At 40.5% G+C, this 22,170-nt stretch carries 17 protein-coding genes, 1 pseudogene and 1 riboswitch; of the genes and pseudogenes, 14 read left to right on the plus strand and 4 right to left on the minus strand.

The window, feature by feature from the left end:
* From G322_RS23675 to G322_RS19905, 5 genes and pseudogenes are all read left to right on the plus strand, one after another.
* Nucleotides 1-231 (plus strand): annotated as a pseudogene (locus G322_RS23675) (hypothetical protein); the annotation flags it as partial.
* Nucleotides 232-242: 11 nt separating this feature from the next.
* Entirely contained in the window at nt 243-668 is a 426-nt protein-coding gene (locus G322_RS0104215) for a MarR family winged helix-turn-helix transcriptional regulator (RefSeq protein ID WP_022940563.1), read from the plus strand.
* A 153-nt stretch (nt 669-821) separates the two neighbouring features.
* Nucleotides 822-2,768 carry a dihydroxyacetone kinase operon transcriptional regulator DhaR gene (dhaR, locus tag G322_RS0104220; RefSeq protein ID WP_033422013.1) on the plus strand — a complete coding sequence of 649 codons (1,947 nt, stop codon included), beginning with the start codon at nt 822-824 and terminating at the stop codon, nt 2,766-2,768.
* Nucleotides 2,769-3,151: 383 nt separating this feature from the next.
* Nucleotides 3,152-4,462 carry an MFS transporter gene (locus G322_RS0104225; RefSeq protein ID WP_022940565.1) on the plus strand — a complete coding sequence of 437 codons (1,311 nt, stop codon included), beginning with the start codon at nt 3,152-3,154 and terminating at the stop codon, nt 4,460-4,462.
* Nucleotides 4,463-4,678: 216 nt separating this feature from the next.
* Nucleotides 4,679-6,160 (plus strand): CehA/McbA family metallohydrolase, encoded by a 1,482-nt coding sequence (locus G322_RS19905; RefSeq protein ID WP_022940566.1) that lies wholly within the window; start codon nt 4,679-4,681, stop codon nt 6,158-6,160.
* A 204-nt stretch (nt 6,161-6,364) separates the two neighbouring features.
* On the opposite strand, the gene dhaL is transcribed toward G322_RS19905, so the two are convergent.
* The gene (dhaL, locus tag G322_RS0104235) at nt 6,365-7,009 is read right to left on the minus strand and encodes a dihydroxyacetone kinase subunit DhaL (protein WP_022940567.1); all 645 of its coding nucleotides are present in this window, start codon (nt 7,007-7,009) and stop codon (nt 6,365-6,367) included.
* Entirely contained in the window at nt 7,010-8,074 is a 1,065-nt protein-coding gene (gene dhaK / locus G322_RS0104240) for a dihydroxyacetone kinase subunit DhaK (RefSeq protein ID WP_022940568.1), read from the minus strand. It lies immediately after the preceding gene.
* Nucleotides 8,075-8,425: 351 nt separating this feature from the next.
* Here dhaK and G322_RS0104245 point away from each other — a divergent pair, with 351 nt between their 5' ends.
* The 9 genes from G322_RS0104245 to G322_RS0104285 all read left to right on the plus strand — a co-directional run bounded on the left by G322_RS0104245 (nt 8,426) and on the right by G322_RS0104285 (nt 19,482).
* The gene (locus G322_RS0104245; protein ID WP_022940569.1) at nt 8,426-9,514 is read left to right on the plus strand and encodes a glycerol dehydrogenase; all 1,089 of its coding nucleotides are present in this window, start codon (nt 8,426-8,428) and stop codon (nt 9,512-9,514) included.
* A 599-nt stretch (nt 9,515-10,113) separates the two neighbouring features.
* Nucleotides 10,114-11,754, plus strand: a complete 1,641-nt coding sequence (locus tag G322_RS0104250; protein WP_028866405.1) for a dihydroxyacetone kinase subunit DhaK — start codon at nt 10,114-10,116, stop codon at nt 11,752-11,754.
* A 184-nt stretch (nt 11,755-11,938) separates the two neighbouring features.
* Nucleotides 11,939-12,050: riboswitch (TPP riboswitch) on the plus strand.
* Between the two features lie 74 nt (nt 12,051-12,124).
* Entirely contained in the window at nt 12,125-14,119 is a 1,995-nt protein-coding gene (thiC, locus tag G322_RS0104255) for a phosphomethylpyrimidine synthase ThiC (protein ID WP_022940571.1), read from the plus strand.
* Nucleotides 14,120-14,348: 229 nt separating this feature from the next.
* Nucleotides 14,349-15,890: a thiamine phosphate synthase gene (thiE, locus tag G322_RS0104260; protein ID WP_022940572.1), complete on the plus strand. Its 1,542-nt coding sequence runs from the start codon at nt 14,349-14,351 to the stop codon at nt 15,888-15,890.
* 154 nt (nt 15,891-16,044) lie between these two features.
* A complete protein-coding gene (locus tag G322_RS0104265; protein ID WP_022940573.1) occupies nt 16,045-16,797 on the plus strand; it encodes a HesA/MoeB/ThiF family protein in 753 nt (250 codons plus the stop codon).
* Entirely contained in the window at nt 16,794-16,994 is a 201-nt protein-coding gene (thiS, locus tag G322_RS0104270) for a sulfur carrier protein ThiS (RefSeq protein WP_022940574.1), read from the plus strand. Before G322_RS0104265 ends, thiS begins: the two co-directional genes overlap by 4 nt.
* Before the next feature lie 4 nt (nt 16,995-16,998).
* Complete coding sequence (locus tag G322_RS0104275; RefSeq protein WP_022940575.1) at nt 16,999-17,778, plus strand: thiazole synthase; 780 nt, start codon at nt 16,999-17,001, stop codon at nt 17,776-17,778.
* Nucleotides 17,779-17,994: 216 nt separating this feature from the next.
* Nucleotides 17,995-19,113, plus strand: a complete 1,119-nt coding sequence (gene thiH, locus G322_RS0104280) for a 2-iminoacetate synthase ThiH (protein WP_022940576.1) — start codon at nt 17,995-17,997, stop codon at nt 19,111-19,113.
* Nucleotides 19,114-19,125: 12 nt separating this feature from the next.
* Nucleotides 19,126-19,482 (plus strand): RNA-binding S4 domain-containing protein, encoded by a 357-nt coding sequence (locus G322_RS0104285; RefSeq protein ID WP_022940577.1) that lies wholly within the window; start codon nt 19,126-19,128, stop codon nt 19,480-19,482.
* On the opposite strand, the gene G322_RS0104290 is transcribed toward G322_RS0104285, so the two are convergent.
* Both G322_RS0104290 and G322_RS19910 read right to left on the minus strand, forming a co-directional pair.
* Nucleotides 19,483-20,145: a lytic transglycosylase domain-containing protein gene (locus tag G322_RS0104290; protein WP_022940578.1), complete on the minus strand. Its 663-nt coding sequence runs from the start codon at nt 20,143-20,145 to the stop codon at nt 19,483-19,485.
* Nucleotides 20,146-20,148: 3 nt separating this feature from the next.
* Complete coding sequence (locus G322_RS19910) at nt 20,149-21,867, minus strand: PglL family O-oligosaccharyltransferase (RefSeq protein WP_022940579.1); 1,719 nt, start codon at nt 21,865-21,867, stop codon at nt 20,149-20,151.
* Nucleotides 21,868-22,170: the final 303 nt, after the last annotated feature.

Genomic DNA, 22,170 nt, shown 5'->3' on the forward strand with positions numbered 1-22,170 from the left:
CAGCAGATCATCAACTGCATTGAATCTGAGCCTGATCAACAGATCAGTGATATCCATATTTGGAAAATCAGTGCCGATCATTTTGCTGCTATTATCTCGGTGGTTTCGGTGCAGCCCTTAACAACCGCGCATTATAAGCAATTATTGTCCCCCTTTGATAAACTTGCACATTTGACCATTGAAATAAATGATGCGACGGGTAAAATGCCAATGCCAATGAAATTAACCTAAAGTGAGATGTCATGAAATCAAATACAGCGCAACTAAATCATGCCTTCATTGAGTTTTATGAAAAGTTATCCGCTTGGGAATTAGAGACAATTAAAGGCAAAGGGTTGTCTTTGCCTTTAATTCACGCCGTTGAGATTTTGGGGGCATTTGGTGCAATGCCAATGAAAAAACTCGCAGAAAAAATAGGTATTACCATGGGCACATTAACGGTGCAGGTCGACAAAATGGTCAGTGCCGATCTGGTTAAACGTGTTGCTCATGAAACTGATAGGCGTTCTATTTTAGTGCAATTAACAACACAAGGTGAGTTGCTGTTTGCTGAACACGATGCTGCACATTTGCAGCTTACACAGTGCTTAACCGCCTCTTTTGAGGAACATGAAATACAGCAGTTGACGGGGTTTTTAACAAAAATAAATGCGGGTTTTATAAAGTAGTGATAGCATTCACATTACTCTTTTGATTCAATATTACACCTAAAAAACAAGTTAACGATAGTATCACTGATTCAAAATGAAACGTAAATGCCTTGACCCTAGCATGGCCTCGGAGTAAGTTTAGCGCTTATTTTATATTACGTAGCCTAAATCATGTCAAATAATATTCCTCTTATTAATGTTGAAAGCGTACTCACTTGCTGGAAGTTCTTCCAAAAGCATCGTTGGGTTTCTCCTGAGTTTACTCACTCTCCGATTCATGACTCTTGGGCTCGTTGTATTCGCCAATGCTCGCCCTATGAATGGCATAAACCCAATGTGGCATCGGGCAATACTTTACGCTCATTTGTGCATCGTAATAATGAAATCGTCGCGATTTCTGAAACGGTATTAGAAGATGCCTACCGTATGCTAGAGCCCAAAAACTGTGCTCTGTTTGTAACCGATGCAACGGGGTGTAGCCTCGCGATTTTAGGCTCAGATAAAAGTATCGAACAAGCTAAGCAACTTGGATTCAAGCTAGGAGCATTTTGGACGGAGGGGCGAGTGGGTACCAATGCCGTTAGCCTTAGTTTGCACACACATCAGCCTGAAACGGTCTTTTCTGCGCAACACTTTAATCAGCACTTACACGGTTATGGTTGCCATGCGGCACCTGTTTTTGATATTGATGGGCGCCTTAAAGCCTGTTTGTTATTGTTTACTGATATGGAAAATTATCAGCAATCAGATGCGGCGCTGATCACCTCTTGTGCCAAAGAAGTCAGTAGTTTATTGCAGTTAGAAAATAGCTTGTACGATTCAAATCTAATTTTGAACCAACGTAATGCGGTATTGGAATGTATGGATGATGGCATTATTGCTTGGGATAAAGATCTGCGTATTACCTTAATGAACGATCAAGCTGCCAGTAAGTTTAAGTTGCAAAGAGAGCATATTGTTGGCTCGTTATTACATAAAATCATCATGTTACCTCCGGTTATTAAGCTGGGTATAAAAAATAGAGAAAAGTTGTCTCACTTGGAAATAACCTTTGAATGCCAAGGTGAATTTATAGAGGCGTTAGTCACTCTGAGGCCACTTGGTGATGAGGGTTTTTTGTTTTTTATTCATCCTCTGGAAACTATTCGCCGTTTTGCGCAGCGTAATATTGGTAATAACGTTGAACTGAGTTTTGATTCCTTAGTGACGCACTCTAAAAAGATGAAAAAAGTACAAACCATTGCCAAAAGAGCCGCGAAAACGAAAAATCCTATTTTATTACGCGGTGAAGAGGGGGTGGGAAAAAATAAAATTGCACAGGCGATGCACCACCTTAGTGATAATAGCAAAGGGCCTTTTTTAATCATTAATTGTAAAATGATTCAACCTGAAAATATGGTGCGTGAGTTATTAGGTTGTGATGACGGCGAGGGACAATTGTCAAAATTTGAATTAGCAAATGGCGGTACTATCTATCTAGAGCAGGTAGAGTTTCTCTGTTCAGAAGTACAATCTGCGCTACTGCAAATGTTAAAAAATAACCTGTTTATGCGTACCAGTAGCAATCGTATGATTCCGGTTAATTTCCAATTGATCACCTCCACCAGTGCTGATCTAGATCAATATGTTAACCAAGGTACTTTTCGACGCCACCTCTATTATGCGATCAGTGCTGTTGAATTAAATATTCCCCCATTAAGGCAGCGTCAAGAGGATATTGCAGAGTTGGTACAACGGCAAATTATACGTTTAGAGAAGCGTTACAAAACGAGTTTGTCAATAACGGAAGAGGCGTTGCAACTACTCTATAACTATTCATGGCCCGGTAATCTTTCTGAGTTACAAAATAAAGTTGAGAAAATAGTATTAAATCGTACCGGAGATTTAATCACTATTGATGACTTGCCGAGTCAATTATTGGAAGAGCCAAGAGAAGGGGAGTTGTCTGGTAATGGTTATATTCAAAGCCTTGAAGCGGTAGAGAAACAAGCTATTCAGCAGGCTTGGGATCGTTTTGATGGGCGAGTGAATGAAATTGCCAAGGCATTACAAATTGGGCGCACAACATTGTGGCGAAAATTAAAAAAATATCAAATTTCCCAGAAAATAAGTGATTAATCGCTGGAAACACAAGTAAGTGAGGTAGCAAAATGGGTAATAACAACCGTTTACCCTTACTTTGTTTCGATATGGAACGTTTGTTTTTTTTGTTTATTTCATATTGAAACGTTGTTGTGAGTATTTTCTTATAGTGTGATCTTATCCTCGTTTTCTGTTTTTCTGTGTGCGTTTGCGGGGGGCGTTGTGCACCTCTTCAAGAATAATGCCACCACTATCTAGTAGATCGTTACCTTTGAGTTAATTGTGTTTATCGTATCCTTACCAGTTGCGATACCGACATCAAGATCAAAAAGATGTGAGTATTGTTAGCTTATTGATTGATGGAGCACACGCTCTTTCTGTTTGCTATAAAGCGCCAACCTACATATGGACTATACACAATGAAAATATTAGAAAAAATTGGTTTTACCTCCAATAAACAATTTTATGGATTTATATCTGTAGTGATGTCTGGGCAGATAATGTATTCCGCTTTTGAAGCTTTTAAAGGCACATTTTATAACTTGTTATTAGATGTCTTAAGCATTAGCAATACAGAAATTGGGGTGTTATTTACCTTGATAGGTTCGGCAATGTTTTTCTATATTCCTGCTGGTTGGGTAAACAATCGTTTCCCAGTGAAAAACATTCTGATGATCAGTTTGTTTGTGCGTTTTTTAAGCTTGATGTCAATTATCATTTTTGCCCCTGGGTTTAGTTACTTAATGGTGATCGCCGGGTTATGGGGAGTTATTGATGCAATATTCTGGCCCGCAGTGCTAAATGGTGTGACATTAATGTCAGGTGATAAAAATAAAGGCATGGCATTTGGGTTGCTTGAATCTGTGCGTCGTGGTGCAGAAATGAGTATGAATGCTGGCGTTATTGCGGTGATGGCACTTTTAGGGGGCTCTATTTTAGTGTTCCAAGGTGCGATTGTACTTTATACCTTGCTTATATTACCGATGATTTTTTGTGTGTGGAAATTTGTTCCCAACAATGAGTTTGATGTCGAAGCGGGACAAAATAAAAATAAAGAGGCCTTAAAAGGGTTGGCGTATGTATTTAAAATGCCAACGCTATGGCTTGCCGCGTTAACCTCTTTAACGGTGTATTGGACCTATATTACCCTTATTTACACCGTGCCTTACCTACAAGCAGTATTTGGTTTAACCACCACACAAGCGGCTTTCTTTGGCATTGTAAATACGGCTGCCATGGGTATTATCGCTGGACTGGTGAGTGGTTTTATTGCTGACTTTATTTTTAAATCATCCATAAAAATGATGTTGGTGGCGCTTGCACTCACCGCAAGCTGTCTTGCTATTACCATCATGTTACCTAAATCTGCGGATATGTTGATGATAAACATGGTGTTGCTAGTTTGTTTCTCATTCAGCTCATTTCTGGCAAAAAGTATTATTCTGGCGCCCATCGCAGAATCAGGTGTCCCTAAAAAATACAGTGGAGCCGCAATGAGTGTTGGTTCATTCGCCGCTTATGCCTCTATTTTCTGGGCGTACACTTTAAATGGTTGGATCATCGATAATTACCCTGCGATTGAGGCTTATGAGATGATATTTGGAATTGGTGCGGTAGTTTCGTTGGTGGGTATGGTGTTCTCTATTCTCTTACTGTTATTGAAGAAGAAACAAGCATCAAAAAAATCAGCTGAGCAACAACCTGCATTAAGCGCAACAGAGATGGAATAGTCTTTCCCCGTTATCAAGAGTAACGGGGATTTTATGTGGCGAATTACGCGCCACTTTTATAGCTAAGCAACTTTGTTAATAAAGTTACTTAGCTATAAAAGAAACAGGTTTATTTTCATCACTATTTTTCAGAAAAATGATGGAACCGACCTTCAAATAATAGTGCCAACTATAAGTAAAGATGGCCATTTTCCCTGTGACTAGTAAGGATTTATCATGTATACATTTTCTGACGAATTGACCTTTGGCCATCGTGTTCTCACTTTTAATGTGCCCACTAATACGCATTCAATTCAGTTAACAGGCACCACGGTAAAAAAAGGTCTGTTATATGCTTACCTGTATGATAGTCATCAAAAATTACGTGCAAATTTAATGTTTGAAAAGCGTGATACTGAAGTGGTGATCAGTGCTGGTTGTGCTTCATTAGGTGGTTTTTCAGGCGAGATCCCCGAAGGGGAATGGCAATTACAGATTTATAATCTAGAAGGAGAGAACCGTAGCCCTAAGGCGATGTCTTATACTGTTGAAGTCAACTTTAATGTGCCTGAAAAATCACTACAGGTAGTCACTGAGTTATCTTGTACAAAAGAAAACCAGATTGTTTTTGATTATGATAAACAAAAACGTGCGGGTGCTGCTTGGTATAGAGGCGATTTACATGCGCACACGCAACTTTCTGATGGTAATAATAGTTTAGAAGCAGCCGGTCAGATCGTTGAACAACAAGCCCTCGATTTTTTCTTTTTGACGGATCACAATATTTGTCATCCGCAATTACCTGTTTTAGCAAACACCTTAATTCTACCCAGTCTCGAGATAACCACGGGTAAAGGGCATTTTAATGTCCACGGTGCCCGTCGCGGTTTGGATATGTTTAATGCCGATTATCGTGCCAGTGCGTTAATTGAGCAAGGGCTGTCATTAGCAAATAGTGAGCCGTGTAATATCAGTATTAATCACCCTGCCATGAAACCTTGGCATTGGGTTTATGGTGAAATGCTATTAACCAATGTTAATACATTAGAAATTTGTTGTGATCCGACTTGGCCCACTTCGCCAGAGGCGACGGAGGGGGCATTAGAAATATTAACTGAAATATGGAATGCAGGGCATTGTATTGCCGGCGTCGGTGGCAGTGATTCGCACCTTGAACCCCATGAGCGTTATGCAAATGCAACCGTGCCTTCTATTTATGGTGATCCCGCTACTTTTGTCTATGCACAAGGGTTAAGTGGTAATGCGATAATCAATGGCTTACGTAGTGGTCATGTCTATTTAGAGCGTCAATGCCAGTTAGCTTTTACTATCAATAATGGGGATGTTTTACCCGGACAGGATGTGGCTAATGATGTTGTTGATTTTCTACTGACGGTAAAAGATGAATCGATTGCTTATTATGCAGAGTGTATTATCGATGGGAAAATAGTTGCTTATTATCCGCTATCCACTAAGCCGTTGCATATCCAGTTTGATATGAGTGAGCATGCATGGGTACGTTTTGATATTCGTCGTGGTGAGTGCATTGATGGTAAAGTAGTGTGTCGTGGTGAGTTTGAAGGGATGATCAATCCTGTTTATAACGGTACGCGACGTTCATTTAAAGCGCCTTTAGTGGCAACATGGGGTGAATTAATGGTGCGTGTAGAGCGCAGTAAAGAGCCTCTAGCAACGAAACCGTCTAAATATAAAAACTAGTATTATTGTTGATATGAGGTGTTTGCAAAGACACCCCTATTTTTTATCAATACCTTCGCCAAAATGGAAACCAACCCATTTTGGCGAACTTTTTACTTGTAAGTGGTTGATTTGTAATGGTGTGAAATTCCATTTTAAACTTAAATCAAAATTGGCGAAGGTATTGTTTATAGGCCGCCTTGTTTAAGCAGGCTAAAAGGGGGCTTAGTTTTCTAATTGTGCTTTTTGCAGTGCTCTTAATATTAACAGCGTCGATGTTGCTCCGGGATCTTGATAACCCACGCTACGGGCGCCTAAGTAACTTGCTCGGCCTTTTTTAGCTTGCATTTCAATGGTGCTGGTGACGGCTTCTTCTGCGCGTTGACAGATATTTTGTAAAGCAACATTTAAGGGTAAATTCAACTCAAGTGCTTGTTTGCCTGTTTCGATGGCTGGCCACCAAACATCACACAGTGTTTTATCACCTGCCTGGGCTCTGCCTCGCTCAATAATTCCTTCCAGACCTGCGCTTAGCATGTTGAGTAAATCTTGTAGGTTAAGCTTTTCTTTATTAATAACCGCTTGCGATGCGCGCATAAAAAAGCTGCTATACAAGGGGCCACTCGCACCACCCACACTGAGTAATAGGGTCATGCCCGTTGTTTTTAGTATATCGCTGATTTGTTGTTTTTCTAATCCAGAGAGTTTATCTGCAACACGATCAAAACCACGTTTCATATTAATGCCATGATCCGCATCGCCAATATCGGTATCAAGTTGGGTTAAAAAATGACACTCTTTCCTAAAGCTTTGTGCACAATAGGCAAGCCAATTAAGTAGCTGTTCTTTGCTGATCGTTTCATTATTCATTTAGCACCCCCAGCGTAACGCCGGTGTATTGACCGGTGCATCCCAGAGCGCCAAGATCTCTTTATCTGCTTTAACAAAAGTAATGGAAAAGCCTTCCATATCCAAAGAGGTACAATAATTGCCGATGAGGTTGCGTGTTATATCTATTTTATGTTGCTGACAGTGTTGGTGCAAACAGCGGAATACGCCGTATAATTCTGCACTTGGTGTTGCCCCCAGACCATTGATCAATACAATGTATTGGTCATCACTTGAAAAAGGCTCACTGGTCACTTGATGTTCCTGCCACACGCCTAGCATACGATCCCACTCTCTGATTTCACGGGTGTAAGGGGGGCAATTTATGATTTGCTGCAACATCTGCTCAACCAGTGAATCAAGATCTGTGTATTGACGTCGTTCAATGCCTGATTCCCCATGAATACCTACGCCAAATTCAATTTCATTATCAGCAAGCATAAAAGAGGGTTTTCCCGTGGCAGGAACAGTACAAGCGGTTAAGGCAACCCCAAAAGTACGCGTGCCATTATTAATGCGCCTCGCTAATAATTCACACTGGGTTAAATCATACCCTTGCTCTGCCGCCGCACCAACCACTTTTTCAATGATCACCGTCCCTGCTACGCCACGTCTGCCCGCAGTATATAAACTGTCTTTGACTGCGACATCATCATCAATAAGCACTGCGCCCACTTTAACACCATCAAAATGTAACATTTCAACGGCGGTTTCAAAATTGAGTACATCACCCGTGTAGTTTTTAATAAAAAAGAGTATCCCATGACCATTATCAACTTGTTGGCCACATTCGTACATCTGATCGGGAGTTGGTGAGGTAAAAACTTCGCCTGGGCAAGCACCTGTGAGCATGCCTTTGCCAATATAACCTGCATGCATTGGTTCATGACCATTACCGCCCCCTGCAATAAGAGCGACATGATGGCTGTTATTATCACGCCAAATATAGCGTGGTTGGGCTGAAATTTTTAAGTCGGGGTGAGCTAAATAAATTCCTTCAAGTTGCTCGGTAACAATATCTTCGATTTTATTGATAAACTTTTTCATTACAAACCTTTTTATAACGCATTGTTAAGTGGATGTTAGATGATAGTATCTGTTCAGTACGAGGAATTGTAAATACCATCAAAAAAGTTTCAAGTTGAAACGTTTTTGTTCTGCTTTTGATTCTAAGTGAAACGATTTTAATTAATGGCGACAGAGTTGTGAGCTGAGTCAAGTTTCATTTTTAATGGTGTGCTCAGGACGTCATATTTGTGTCTGTTATCATGGATATTGATGGAAAAGCGTGCTGTTAGTTGTCCTTGTTCTGATTGCGTTTATGATAACAACAAGCCGTCTAAAGGCACAAATTTTATAACAAAAAAATTCAATATAATCAGATAAGAGGCATTAATTATGGATAAGATCATCATTTCACCAAGTAAGTATGTCCAAGGCGAAAATGTATTAGCAGCTATTAGTGAATATGTAAAACCCGTGGGTAGCCAAGCATTGGCAATTGCAGATGAGTTTGTTACTGGACTGGTGGGAGAAACGGTCAAGAAAAGTTTTTCTGATCAAGGTTCCACGTTAACCATGGAAATTTTTAATGGTGAATGTTCACGTTGTGAGATTGAACGTTTATTATTGTTAAGTGAGCAGGCTAATGCGGATGTGATCATCGGTATTGGTGGAGGTAAAACATTAGATACTGCTAAAGCGATTGGTTTTTATCGTAAAATACCGGTTGTGGTTGTGCCTACAATCGCGTCAACAGATGCACCCACCAGTGCATTAGCGGTTATCTATACGCCTGAAGGTGAGTTTAGTGAGTATTTGATGATCCCAACCAATCCTAATATGGTGATCATGGACAGTAAAATTATTGCTGGTGCTCCTGCTCGTTTATTAGTGTCTGGCATGGGCGATGCACTTTCTACCCATTTCGAAGCACGTGCTAATGCTCGCTCTGGTGGTAAAACAATGGCGGGTGGTGCGCCAACCAAAGCAGCACAAGCATTAGCAAAACTATGTTATGAAACATTACTTGCTGACGGCCTAAAAGCAAAAATAGCGGTTGAAAATGGTTTGTCATCACCCGCGGTTGAAAATATTATTGAGGCCAATACTTACTTAAGTGGGATTGGTTTTGAAAGCAGTGGTTTAGCTGCCGCACATGCGATACATAATGGCTTAACTAAGCTCGAAGAGTGTCATCATCTTTTTCATGGCGAAAAAGTCGCCTTTGGTACATTAGTGCAATTAGTGTTAGAAAATGCACCCATGGAAGAGATCAATACCGTGCTTGAATTCTGTCACAGCGTTGGTTTGCCCACTAATTTACATGCGATGGGCGTTAAAGAACTTGATCGTGAAAAACTGTTAGAGGTTGCTAAAGCGTCCTGTGCAGAAGGTGAAACTATCCATAATATGCCCTTTGTGGTAACCCCTGAGTCGGTATTGTCGGCTATTTTGGTAGCACATGAATTAGGCAGTAAAAAATAAGCGCTAATGTGTTAATAATCTGCAACGCGAGATTGATAACACCTTGGTAATATTTTTTCCATAAAAAGGCTAATTAACATTTTAATTGGCCTTTTTTGTTGTTCTTCCTCGCGATCACATACCATCTTATATATGTTTTTTGTTTGCTATTACATGATTTTTAGACGGAATGCCTGTAGTAGAGAGTGCATAAATAGAAAATGTTAATGGTCTATCTTCTTGCTTTATTTCTCATTTGTTCACTATCTTATTGTTATATATGTATTGATATTTTGTTTTTTTACATTTTTATTTTTAGGCAAGAGCGATCTTCTTCGCATTTTTTAAATTATTTTTGAGTTTGATAGCGACTGCAATATGCTCTTTGACGGTTTTTTTTACATTCTGTCATGTTTTTTTAAAATGCAGTGCCTGATAAAAGTGACCTGCTTCATCATCAACAATTAAAATTCAATATGTTGGTTCGATTTGAAACTTATCGGGTTTTATTTGGTTTCTTAATGAAACATTTGTGGCGTTTTTGCATCCTTGTTTTGTTCGGGCAAGATGGTTCTATTATTTTTAACCTTATTTATTTTAAACAACCTTTTGGAGTAATTATGAGCCGTTTATTTATTAACGATAAAACAACCTTAGTTCATGATGCGATTGATGGCATCTTATATAGCAATAAGCATAATAACCTTGCGCGTTTGGATGTCGATCCACAAATTCGTATTGTGACACGTAACGATTGGTTGCAAGATAAAGTGGCTATTATCTCTGGTGGTGGTTCTGGGCATGAGCCTGCACATGTTGGTTTTGTGGGTAAAGGCATGTTAACGGCTGCGGTTTGTGGTGATGTTTTTGCCTCACCGAGTGTGGATGCGGTATTAAATGCCATTATCCATGTAACGGGAGAAAAAGGCTGTTTGGTGATTGTCAAAAACTACACTGGAGATCGTTTAAACTTTGGCCTTGCTTGTGAAAAAGCAAAGAAAATGGGCCTAAAAGTAGAAATGGTGATGGTGGATGACGATATCTCTATTCCAGATAATCTTAAACCACGTGGTATTGCTGGCACCTTGTTTGTACATAAAGTGGCGGGTAATGCCGCTGAGCAGGGGGACTCTTTAGAAGCGGTTAAAATCGCAGCTCAAGGTGCAATTGATGCAACAGCAAGTATTGGTTTAGCGCTGGAGAGTTGTTCACTGCCGGGAGAAGCGCCGACACAGCGTATTGCTGAGGGTAAAGCGGAGTTAGGTTTAGGTATTCATGGTGAGCCAGGTGTGAAAACCATCGATGTAACATGTTGTCGTGATCTTGTGGCGATAATGGTTGATAAATTAAAACAATCGCTTTCTGCAACCGATATGAAAATTGCAATTTTGATCAATAATCTAGGTGGTGTTTCACCATTAGAAATGAGTCTTATTTGTAAAGATATTATCGAATCTGAATTAAAAGACAACATTGAGTTAGTGGTTGGACCGGCGGCGTTTATGACGGCGATTGATATGAAAGGCTTCTCAATTTCATATATCGAATTAACAGGAAACCATGCTCAAGCACTGCGTACACCTGTTGAAGTGGATGCATGGGTTGAGGCTATTCCATTGCGTCCGCTAACGATTATCAAAAAAGATAAAGTATCCATTAACTTTGCCTTTGAAGCCTCTGAAAATGCGCAAGTGGCAGCGATTGTTACAACAGTGACAACGGCATTAATTGCTGCCGAAAAAGAGCTAAATCATCTTGATGCGTTAGTGGGCGATGGCGATACTGGTTCTACGTTCTCTGCGGGGGCTCGTCAAGTGTTAGCGGAGCTTAATGCGGGTAATTTACCACTTAATGATACTGGCGCGTTGCTCAATGTCATTGGAGAGCAACTTGCTACGGTAATGGGAGGATCATCGGGGGTATTGTTCTCTATCTTCTTCACGGCAGCAGGCCATCATTACCAGCAGCACAGTGATACTGTGCAAGCATTGCAAGCAGGTTTAGAGCAGATGATGCAATATGGCGGGGCAAAACCGGGTGATCGCACCATGATCGATGCAATGTTTCCTGCTTTTATTGCTTGGCAAAAAGAGGGCTTTGAAGCGGCTATTGTCGCTGCCAAAGAGGGAGCTGAGGGAACTGCGACCATGGTAGAAGCAAAAGCGGGTCGATCCTCTTATTTAAACAGTGATAGCTTAGAGGGGGTTAAAGATCCTGGCTCAGTGGCTGTTGAACGTGTTTTTGAAGCCTTTATCGTGTAATTAAATGATTGAACGTGTACACCAAAAACAGGTTAATGAAAATTAACCTGTTTTTTTGTTTTTGGCGACGATAAAAATCTGTTTTATTACGTTTTAAAGGGTGGGGCAATAGCCGTCATTCATTATTATTTCTTTTGTATTGTCAGGGCAGTAGTATTTATCATTTAGGTTGATTATAATGCTCGACATCTTGTCGGAGTGCCCCTGTTTTTTAAAAGGGCTGAGACCACTTATTTGTGGGATCCGTGGAACCTGATTGGGCTAATACCTGCGAAGGGAACAAGAATGAAGAAACATCTTTTAGTTTCTTTCACCTTGCCACACAATTTCGACAAGCACTCTTACTAATATTATAAAGGTAAAGATTGCTATGTCTAAACAAGTCAATTCAACACTTAAAACCACACCACGTACAGGTTTGTCACGTCGTGAATCACGTCAAGCTGCGCAAGATTATATTCAAAACTTGAATAATGAGTCATACCCAAACTCAGAAAAAATCTTCATTAAGGGTGAAATTCACCCGATTAAAGTGGCGATGCGTCAAATCCATCAGACCGATACATTTGTGGGTGGCACGGATGAAAACCCCGTTTATGAAAAAAATGAGCCAATTCCTGTTTACGATACATCGGGCCCATACACAGACCCCAATACTAAAATTGACGTGCATGCAGGTTTGCCACGTTTACGTGAATCGTGGATCACTGCGCGTGATGATGTTGAAACATTAGAAAATGTAAGCTCAGACTTCGCACAGTCTCGTTTAGATGATGATAGCTTAGATGATCTGCGTTTTGCCAATTTACCGAAGCCACTACGTGCTAAAAAAGGTAAGTGTGTTACCCAGCTTCATTACGCTCGCCAAGGTGTTATTACACCAGAAATGGAATACATTGCGATTCGTGAAAACCAAGGCCGTGAACGTATTAAATGCGAAGCGTTACATTTTCAACATGCTGGTAATAGTTATGGCGCTAATTTACAAGCGTCAATTACCCCTGAATTTGTACGTTCAGAAGTGGCGAGAGGCCGCGCGATCATTCCTTCCAACATTAACCACCCAGAACTAGAGCCAATGATCATTGGTCGTAACTTCTTAGTCAAAGTTAACTCTAATATTGGTAATTCTTCAGTAAGCTCTTCAATCGAAGAAGAAGTTGAAAAATTAGTTTGGTCAACGCTGTGGGGCGGTGATACGGTAATGGATTTATCAACGGGACGTAATATTCATGAAACGCGCGAGTGGATCATGCGTAACTCGCCAGTGCCAATCGGTACTGTACCCATTTACCAAGCGCTTGAAAAAGTAAATGGTGTGGTTGAAGACCTCACATGGGACGTTTTCCGTGATACGTTAATTGAACAAGCAGAGCAAGGTGTGGATTATTTTACTATTCACGCGGGTGTATTGTTACGTTTTGTACCCATGACGGCTAAACGTGTTACCGGTATTGTTTCTCGTGGTGGCTCAATCATGGCGAAATGGTGTCTGACTTATCATAAAGAAAATTTTGCTTATGAATATTTCCGTGAAATCTGTGAAATTTGTCAGCAGTATGATGTTGCGTTGTCATTAGGTGATGGTTTACGTCCAGGGTCTCTTGCCGATGCGAACGATGAAGCGCAATTTGCTGAATTAGAAATATTAGGTGAATTAACCAAAGTAGCATGGGAATACGATGTGCAGGTAATCATTGAAGGGCCAGGTCACGTACCAATGCAAATGATTAAAGAAAATATGGATAAGCAGTTAGAAGACTGTTTTGAAGCACCGTTCTACACATTAGGTCCATTAACAACAGATATCGCACCTGGTTATGATCATATTACTTCTGGTATCGGTGCTGCCCAAATCGGTTGGTACGGTTGTGCAATGCTGTGTTACGTAACCCCTAAAGAGCATTTAGGTCTGCCTAATAAAGATGACGTGAAAGTCGGTCTTATCACTTATAAAATAGCGGCACACGCAGCTGATTTAGCAAAAGGCCACCCCGGCGCACAAATCCGTGATAACGCATTATCAAAATCACGTTTTGAATTCCGCTGGGAAGATCAATTTAACCTAGGGTTAGACCCTGTTACCGCACGTGAATATCATGATGAAACCTTGCCAAAAGAGTCGGGTAAAGTGGCACACTTCTGCTCAATGTGTGGGCCTAAATTCTGCTCAATGAAAATCACCCAAGATGTGCGTGATTTCACTGCTAAGTTGGATTCTGGTGAAATCTCAATTAAGATCTTAGATGAAACCATTGTTATGACAACAGGCATGACTGCAGAAGAGGGCATGGCGGCTAAAGCGAAAGAGTTTAATGACACAGGCGCAGAGATTTATCAGCCACCTGTATTAGATAAAGCATAAAGTAGGTATATCGGAGGAGAAGCTTCAGCCTTGCGTGTTTTGCGGAGGCGATGCTTTAGCTTTGCGTGTTTTGATGTTGGTTTTACGGAAGCGATGCTTTAGCTTTGCGTATTTTGACGTTGGTTTTACGGAGGTGAGGCTTCAGCCTTGCGTGTTTTGACGTTGGTTTAAAAAGCAAGGCAAGACTAAAGTTCCACTTGCGTAATAATAGAATTTTTTAAGGTTTATTATGAATAACATTGTTTGGACAATAGCGAGCTCTGATTCTAGTGCTGGCGCAGGTATTCAGGCAGACTTGCATACCTTTAAGGCGTTAGGCGCGGATGGTTGTAGCGTGATCAGTGCTGTAACTGCACAGAATTCGTTATCAGTGAGTTTAGTCGAAAGTGTTTCCGATAAGATGTTTATTGCGCAGTTTGATGCCTTAGCGTCTGATATGCCTGCTAAAGTGATTAAAATTGGCCTTATCGCCAGCATTGAGCATGTGAAAATTGTTGCTGAAAAGTTAGCACACTACAAATCAACATGGGAAAAACCGCCTTTTATTATCTACGATCCTGTGGCGATAGCCTCAACAGGTGATGAGATGAGTGAAGAGGGAATTATTGAGATAATTAAGTCTCAACTATTACCCTTGGTTGATCTATTGACACCAAATGTCCAAGAGGTATTTACCCTCTCTGGTCATATGCTAATTAGTGGCGAGTCCTTAAAAGGCGCGACTGAAAAACTGATAAAGATGGGCTGTCAAAGTGTACTGATTAAAGGAGGGCATCTGCCCTTTTTAGAAGATCAGTGCATCGATTACTGGTGTGATGGTGAGCGAGAAATTGCCTTAACTAGCCCGCGTTTAGAAAATGTACATTCGCATGGTACAGGCTGTACATTAGCCAGTGCGTTAGCTGCCACCATCGCACAAAATTACTTTATTGAAGATGCGTTAGTGATTGCTAAAGCCTATCTAAACCAAGGTTTAAAAGCCTCGAAGCAGTTAGGCAAAGGTGAAGGTTCAATCGCACATATTGGTTGGCCAACTAATACAGCTGATTTTCCAGAAGTGGTATTACCTGAATCTAAAATTGGTTATGAATTAGACCTACAAGGCACACTCGAAGCGGGACAAGGTTTTGCAAGTTGCGACACACTTAAATTGGGTTTATACCCTGTTTTAGACACGGTTGAGTGGCTTGAAAAAGTGCTCAAGTGTGGCGTGAAAACATTACAGCTGCGTATTAAAGATAAACAACCCGAGCAAGTTGAACAGCAGATTATTGATGCCATTGCCTTGGGTAAAAAATATAATGCACGACTGTTTATCAATGATTACTGGCAACTGGCGATTAAACATCAAGCTTACGGCGTACATCTGGGTCAAGAAGATATGGATGTGGCAGACTTAGGTTTAATTGCGGAGTCAGGTCTGCGTTTGGGACTGAGCACTCACGGTTATTACGAGATATTACGTGCTAAGTTATTAAAGCCAAGTTACATCGCATTGGGGCATATTTTTGAGACTCAAACCAAAGAGATGCCTAGCGATCCACAAGGTTTAACACGTTTGGCAAAATATGCCTCACTGCTCAGTGATACTGCAACCGTTGCTATTGGTGGTATTAATTTACAACGCGCGCCTGATGTTTATAAAACAGGGGTCGGCAGTATTGCCGTCGTGACTGCTATCACCCTTGCTGATGATTATGAATCTGTGATCACTGAATTTAAGCAAATAATGAATCAAGAAAATACCATGTTAACTGATGCTGAAATGTGACGTTCATAAAGGGTTGTCACGATGTTATCGAAAAATTTAATCAAATAATGAATTAGGAAAACACCATGTTAACTGATGCTGAAATGTGACATTCATAAAGGGTTGTCACGATGTTATCACTGAATTTAAGCAAATAATTAATGAGGGAAATACCATGTTAACTGATGCTGAAATGTTACGTTACAGCCGACATCTTTTATTAGAGGATGTTGGCGAGCTAGGCCAAAAAGATCTTAAAAAAGGCAAAGTACTGATTATCGGCATGGGTGGGTTAGGCTCTCCTGCAGCGCTTTATTTAGCCGCGGCAGGTGTTGGCTCGTTAGTGATTGCTGACTTTGATTGTTTAGAAGTGAGTAACTTGCAACGACAAATTGCTTATGCCACCGGTGATATTGGTGGCGACAAAGTCGCATTAATGAAACATCGGCTGGAAGCACTTAATCCTGAAATTCGTGTGCGCAGTATTAATCGTGAGATGGATAGAGAGCAACTTTTGATGGAGCTGATGATGGTTAATTTGGTGTTAGATTGCACCGATAATATGGCCAGTCGTCAGATGATCAATGCTGCTTGTGTGGAAGCTAAAGTTCCATTAATTGTCGGTGCTGCTATCCGTTTTGAGGGGCAGTTGATGTTCTTTGATCATAGTCAGCCAGATGCGGCTTGTTACCACTGCTTATTTCCTGACAGTGAAGAACAAACTTTAAATTGCAGTAACTCAGGTGTGTTAGGCCCTGTGGTGGGTACGATTGGTACCATGCAAGCATTAGAAGCGATAAAACACATTACTGGATTACCTTCTGGTATAAAAAATAAATTAAAACTGTTTGATGGCAAAACCTTAGAGTGGCAAACCTTTGCCATTAATAAAGATGCCAATTGCAGCGTATGTGGAAATAAAAAGTGAAAATAGATATTAATGAACAATCGATAGAGATCGATGAAAAAAGCAATATTGAACAACTATTAGTGCGCTTAGATAGCCCATTAAAAGGCAGTGCAATTGCCGTTAATCAGAAGATAATCAGTCGTAGCGAATGGGCTCATTATCAACTTAAAGAGAACGATCAAGTCTCTTTATTCCAAGCCATTGCAGGAGGTTAGGCAGATGAATCATGATCAGCTAGTGATTGCAGGAAAAGCATTTAATTCACGCCTATTTACCGGGACGGGAAAATTTAACGATCAGAAAACCATGGTGGCGGCGCTACAAGCATCAGGCTCTGAGCTAGTAACAATGGCGCTAAAACGCATTGATATGCAACATAAAGAGGATGATATTCTCGCGCCATTGATTAAAAATGGCATGAATCTACTGCCGAATACCTCAGGTGCGCGTAATGCCAAAGAAGCGATATTTGCAGCAGAGCTTGCTCGTGAAGCGTTGCAAACCAATTGGATAAAATTGGAGATTCATCCCGACCCTAAATATTTACTGCCCGATCCTATTGAAACATTAAAAGCCGCTGAAACATTAGCAAACAAGGGTTTTGTGGTTCTGCCTTATGTGCATGCAGATCCTGTTTTGTGTAAACATTTAGAGGCGGCAGGCTGCGCTGCTGTGATGCCACTGGGCGCGCCAATTGGCTCAAACAAAGGCATTAAAACTGCAGAGTTCTTAGAAATTATTATTGAACAAGCAAATATCCCCGTCATCGTTGATGCCGGTCTTGGCGCGCCATCACACGCGGCATTAGCAATGGAGATGGGCGCTGATGCCGTATTAGTGAATACGGCAATGGCCGTAGCGGACGATCCCATTGCAATGAGTGGTGCTTTTGCAAAAGCGGTACAAGCGGGTCGAGAAGCTTATTTAGCAGGACTCGGTGGGCAAAGCCAAGTCGCAATCGCATCAAGTCCATTAACTGCGTTTTTAGAAGCTGGATAATAATAGATTTATCGGAGGTGAGGCTTTAGCCTTGCGTGTTTTGACTTTTGTTTTGGAAGTGCAGCTTTAGTTGCGCCTTTTAGTTTTTAAATAAAAACAGGGCAGGACTGAAAAAAGGGTTCGCAGAGCTTACCCGCTCATAAGACTGAACTGGCGTTCAATTTGCTTCCACTTCCGAGTGAGGTTTTGGCTTTGCGTTTTTTAAATGGAAAAATAATGACTTTCAGTGAACAGATAAAAAACTATCAGTGGGACGACGTGCGTCTCTCGATTTACAGTAAAACAGCACAAGATGTAAAGCGTGCATTGACTAAATCGCGCTTAGATCTCGAAGACTTTAAAGCCTTGGTCTCACCTGCTGCTGCGCCTTTTTTAGAGCAGATGGCGCAAAAATCACAGCAATTAACCCTGCAACGTTTTGGTAAAACCCAACAATTTTATATCCCGCTGTATCTTTCTAACATGTGCAGTAATATCTGCACCTATTGCGGATTCTCAATGCATAATGCTATCCGTCGTAAAACATTGGATGAGCAAGAGATAGAGGCAGAGTGTCTTGCGATTAGAAAGATGGGTTTTGAACATATCCTATTAGTAACAGGTGAATCTGAGCGTAAAGTAGGTGTTGAATATTTTAAGAAAATATTACCTATTATTAAAAAACATTTTTCTCATATTACTATCGAAATACAACCTCTTGATCAACATGAATATCAACAGTTAATTCCCTATGGCGTTGATTCTGTTTTAGTTTATCAAGAAACATATCACCCTGTTACCTATGCAGAACATCACCTGAAAGGTAAAAAGTCTGATTTTAAGTATCGTTTAGATACCCACGACAGACTGGGTGCTGCGGGTATTCATAAAATGGGATTAGGTTGCTTAATTGGTTTGGAAGAGTGGCGTACCGATTGTTTTTATGTGGCCGCGCACCTTAGTTACTTAGAGAAAAAATACTGGAAAAGTCGTTATACTATCTCCTTTCCACGTCTGCGCCCTTGTGAAGGTGGCATGGAGATAAAATCGGTGATGGATGATAAACAGCTCGTGCAACTTATTTGTGCCTATCGTTTGTTTAACCCAGAAGTGGAACTTTCACTTTCAACACGTGAATCTGAGCATTTTAGAAACAACGTGTTACCCTTAGGTATCACCACGTTAAGCGCAGGCTCAAGTACGCAACCCGGTGGTTATGCAGAAACAGCAGAGCAAGCACTAGAGCAGTTTGAAATCAGTGATGAACGCTCTCCCGCTCAGATGGCAGACTTAGTTAAATCACAAGGTTATGAAGTTGTCTGGAAGGACTGGGATCATAGCTTAACGGGATCATAAGAGAGAAAATAGATGTCTGAAGAACAACAAGTTTACGCAACATTAGTTGAAATTAGAGAAGAGCCTACCGCACTTTACAAAATACTAAAAATCGCCAATTTAGTTTCGGGGGGAGGCGAAGCTAAAATAGCCATCGCAGAGGGGTATGTCACTTTAAATGGTGAAGTTGAAACCCAAAAACGCAAAAAAATTGTCGCGGGTGATTTGATCTACTTTAATGAGCAATACCTACAAATCGCAATTATTGGCGAAACAGAAGATTATGAGATAGTGGAAGAACCTTTAGCAAAAAGTAAAGCGCGCACAGAATCTCAGAAAAAAGAACCAAGCCTGAAGGGTAAAAAACCACGTAGGGCGATTAGTTTTTAACTACATATTATCTTTATAATACCAGTAAAACCCGAGCACTTTTTTTACATACTTTTGGGTTTCTGGGTAGGGTGGGATTTGGTGTTTATAACGTCTAACCGTCCCCTCACCCGCATTATAAGCTGCCAGTGCTAACTCTTTAGTTTTAAACTCTCTAAGTAACTTTTTCAAGTACAGTGCGCCTGCATGAATACTCTGTTTGGGATCAAAAGGGTCGTCGACACCAAATCGTTTTGCAGTAACAGGCATCAACTGCATCAATCCTTTCGCCCCTGCTGAGGAGATTGCTGTGCGTCGATAACTTGATTCTGCCGTGATCACCGCATGCAAAAATTCAGGCTCAAGATGATATTTATTGGCTGCATTTACAATGATAGGGTGGTACTTATTTTGCAATGTTTTATTGCGCGGCACAGCAATATTTGTGTAACTTTTCTCTTTCCAGTTTTTAAAGGTAGCGGGTGCTTTATTCGTTTCACTACGCAATAATAGGCGATAGTCACTATTCACTTTGCGCTCGGCAAAGTGTTGATTACCTTTTTTATCAATATAGATATAAATATCAGCCCACACTTTATTAACGAGTAAAAAGTCTATTAGCAAAAAGCCAATAAGGAGTGTGGGGATAATGTTAACTACTTTATAAATAGGTAATCGTTTCATTATTTAATCCGTCGCTTGGGCTGTGGATTGCGCGTTACTTAACGTTTTCTGTGCTTGAGACTCTAGTTGTTTATCTATATTGGCTAACTGCCCATCTGTAGGGTAGAGGTAACGTGCATACTCAAGCAACTGCTGTGCTTTTTCAGGCTGATTATTATGTTTGTAAGCTATATAAAGAATAATATAAAAGAACGATTTTGGTGTTTTTTCTAACGTTTTTTCTGTCCAATCTATAACTGCTTGTATCTCTTTAGGATTATTGAGTTGTATAGCAATAGATAAACGGAAATAACTGAAATGGAAATCAAATCTATCTTGAAAAACCAGTGGATTGACAATATCCATTAATAATTTTATATCAGGATTTTTACTGCGCTCATACTCGGTTATTTTCGAGATGGTATAGAGATTAGAGACCATAAATAGTGTTGCAAAAATGGGGATTAACAGTGCAAAGATGCGCAGCGCAAAAGTGGGGCGGAACTGCTGAGCTTGCATTGTTTCTGATTCATTATCAATGTAAAAGATCAATACAATTAACACTAACCAATGTAGGGCAGAGTGGTACAGAGGGTACTCTGTTTGTGTATGTAATGCGATGGGAATAACCAGTGCCAGTAGTGCGAATGCGTGGGTTAATTTAAAGGCTCTCAACAACATTAAAAAACTAATAATTAAAAGTAGTAGCGCAAAAATTGGAACAATCCCCCCCTCAACAGCCCAGAAAAGGGTGTCGTTATGTGGGTGTGTTAAGTGTTGCGACTCTGGAGGTAGTTCACCCTTTTTTACACGCTCTGCATGAGTCACAAGGTAACTCTTTTCAAAGCTCCCATAGCCGTAACCGATCAGTGGTTTCTCTTCGATCATATGCACACTATGTAAATACATTCCAATACGTGCACCACCCTCCTTTAAGTTATCCATGCTACGGGTGCCAAGTGCATCGCCTTTCAAAGAAGCAAGTCCAATGGCAAGTAGTAGCGTTAAAATAAAAATGGTAAAGCGTTTTTTATGTTGCTGATACGCCCAAGGAGATAGCAATAACAAGGCTATCATGATACCTAAATATCCTGTACGGGACATGGTAATAGTGATCACCCACATATTCAGCAGTACAGTAATAAGTAGGAAAGCCTGTGTTTTTTTACACGCTATTTTTTGTAGTAGATAACCCGCTAAAATGAGTGTGGTTGCCATAAAAGAGGCCAATACATTAGGTTGTTGGAATATGCCATAAGGGCGACCATAACCTACGTTGTAACCAAAAATATTATCAGCAGGTAATAGGTAGTCTTGCATCAAGCTATAACAAGCTTGTAGAAAACCTGCGAGGACAATGAGTAGTAACAGGCGTGGTATAAATTTGGCGCTGAAGCGCATCTGTTGTAGGCTGACAAACAGTAAAAACCCTGCAAATAGCCCTAATAAACGGGTATAGCTTTGCTCTGCTAGGGTGTTATTGGGGTAAAAAAGAGGGATTAAAAACAGTAAAAAAGCGATTAAAAAAATGATTGTGAATCGAGAGTAGAATATTTTTTGTGCTTCGGTTATTTTCCATAATCCGATGCCAATTAACGCAGAAAAGAATATCCACACCACATTATTTTGCGCAAGCTCTAAACCACTGCCTCCTTGGTTATGCTGAAAGTAATGTGCGCCTAACCCCATTAACAGTGCGAAGGTGATTAAAAAGGAGGTTTTTAGTTTTTGCTGAATATCCATTCTGTTGTTTATTTCCATGTTTATAACGGGATTAATACTAACGTTTAGATGTTTTTTTGCATTTCAATGAACTTGCGGTTTTTTATTTCCACAAAATTAATGCAGGATTAAAGTCCTGTTTCCGATGGTTGCTTATATAATACCAATCCGCCTAAGTAACTGATCGTTTTTACTGGTTTAAATGACTAATATCTGCGTTGCATTCAATCGCAATAGCCGGCTGCACTATTTGACTTCGTCAAACAGTACGCAGTACAAAACAAATGACCGTTTTGCTTATTACTCATCATGCGCCTTGACCTT

It is taken from the genome of Psychromonas hadalis ATCC BAA-638, assembly GCF_000420245.1.
Lineage (GTDB): Bacteria > Pseudomonadota > Gammaproteobacteria > Enterobacterales > Psychromonadaceae > Psychromonas > Psychromonas hadalis.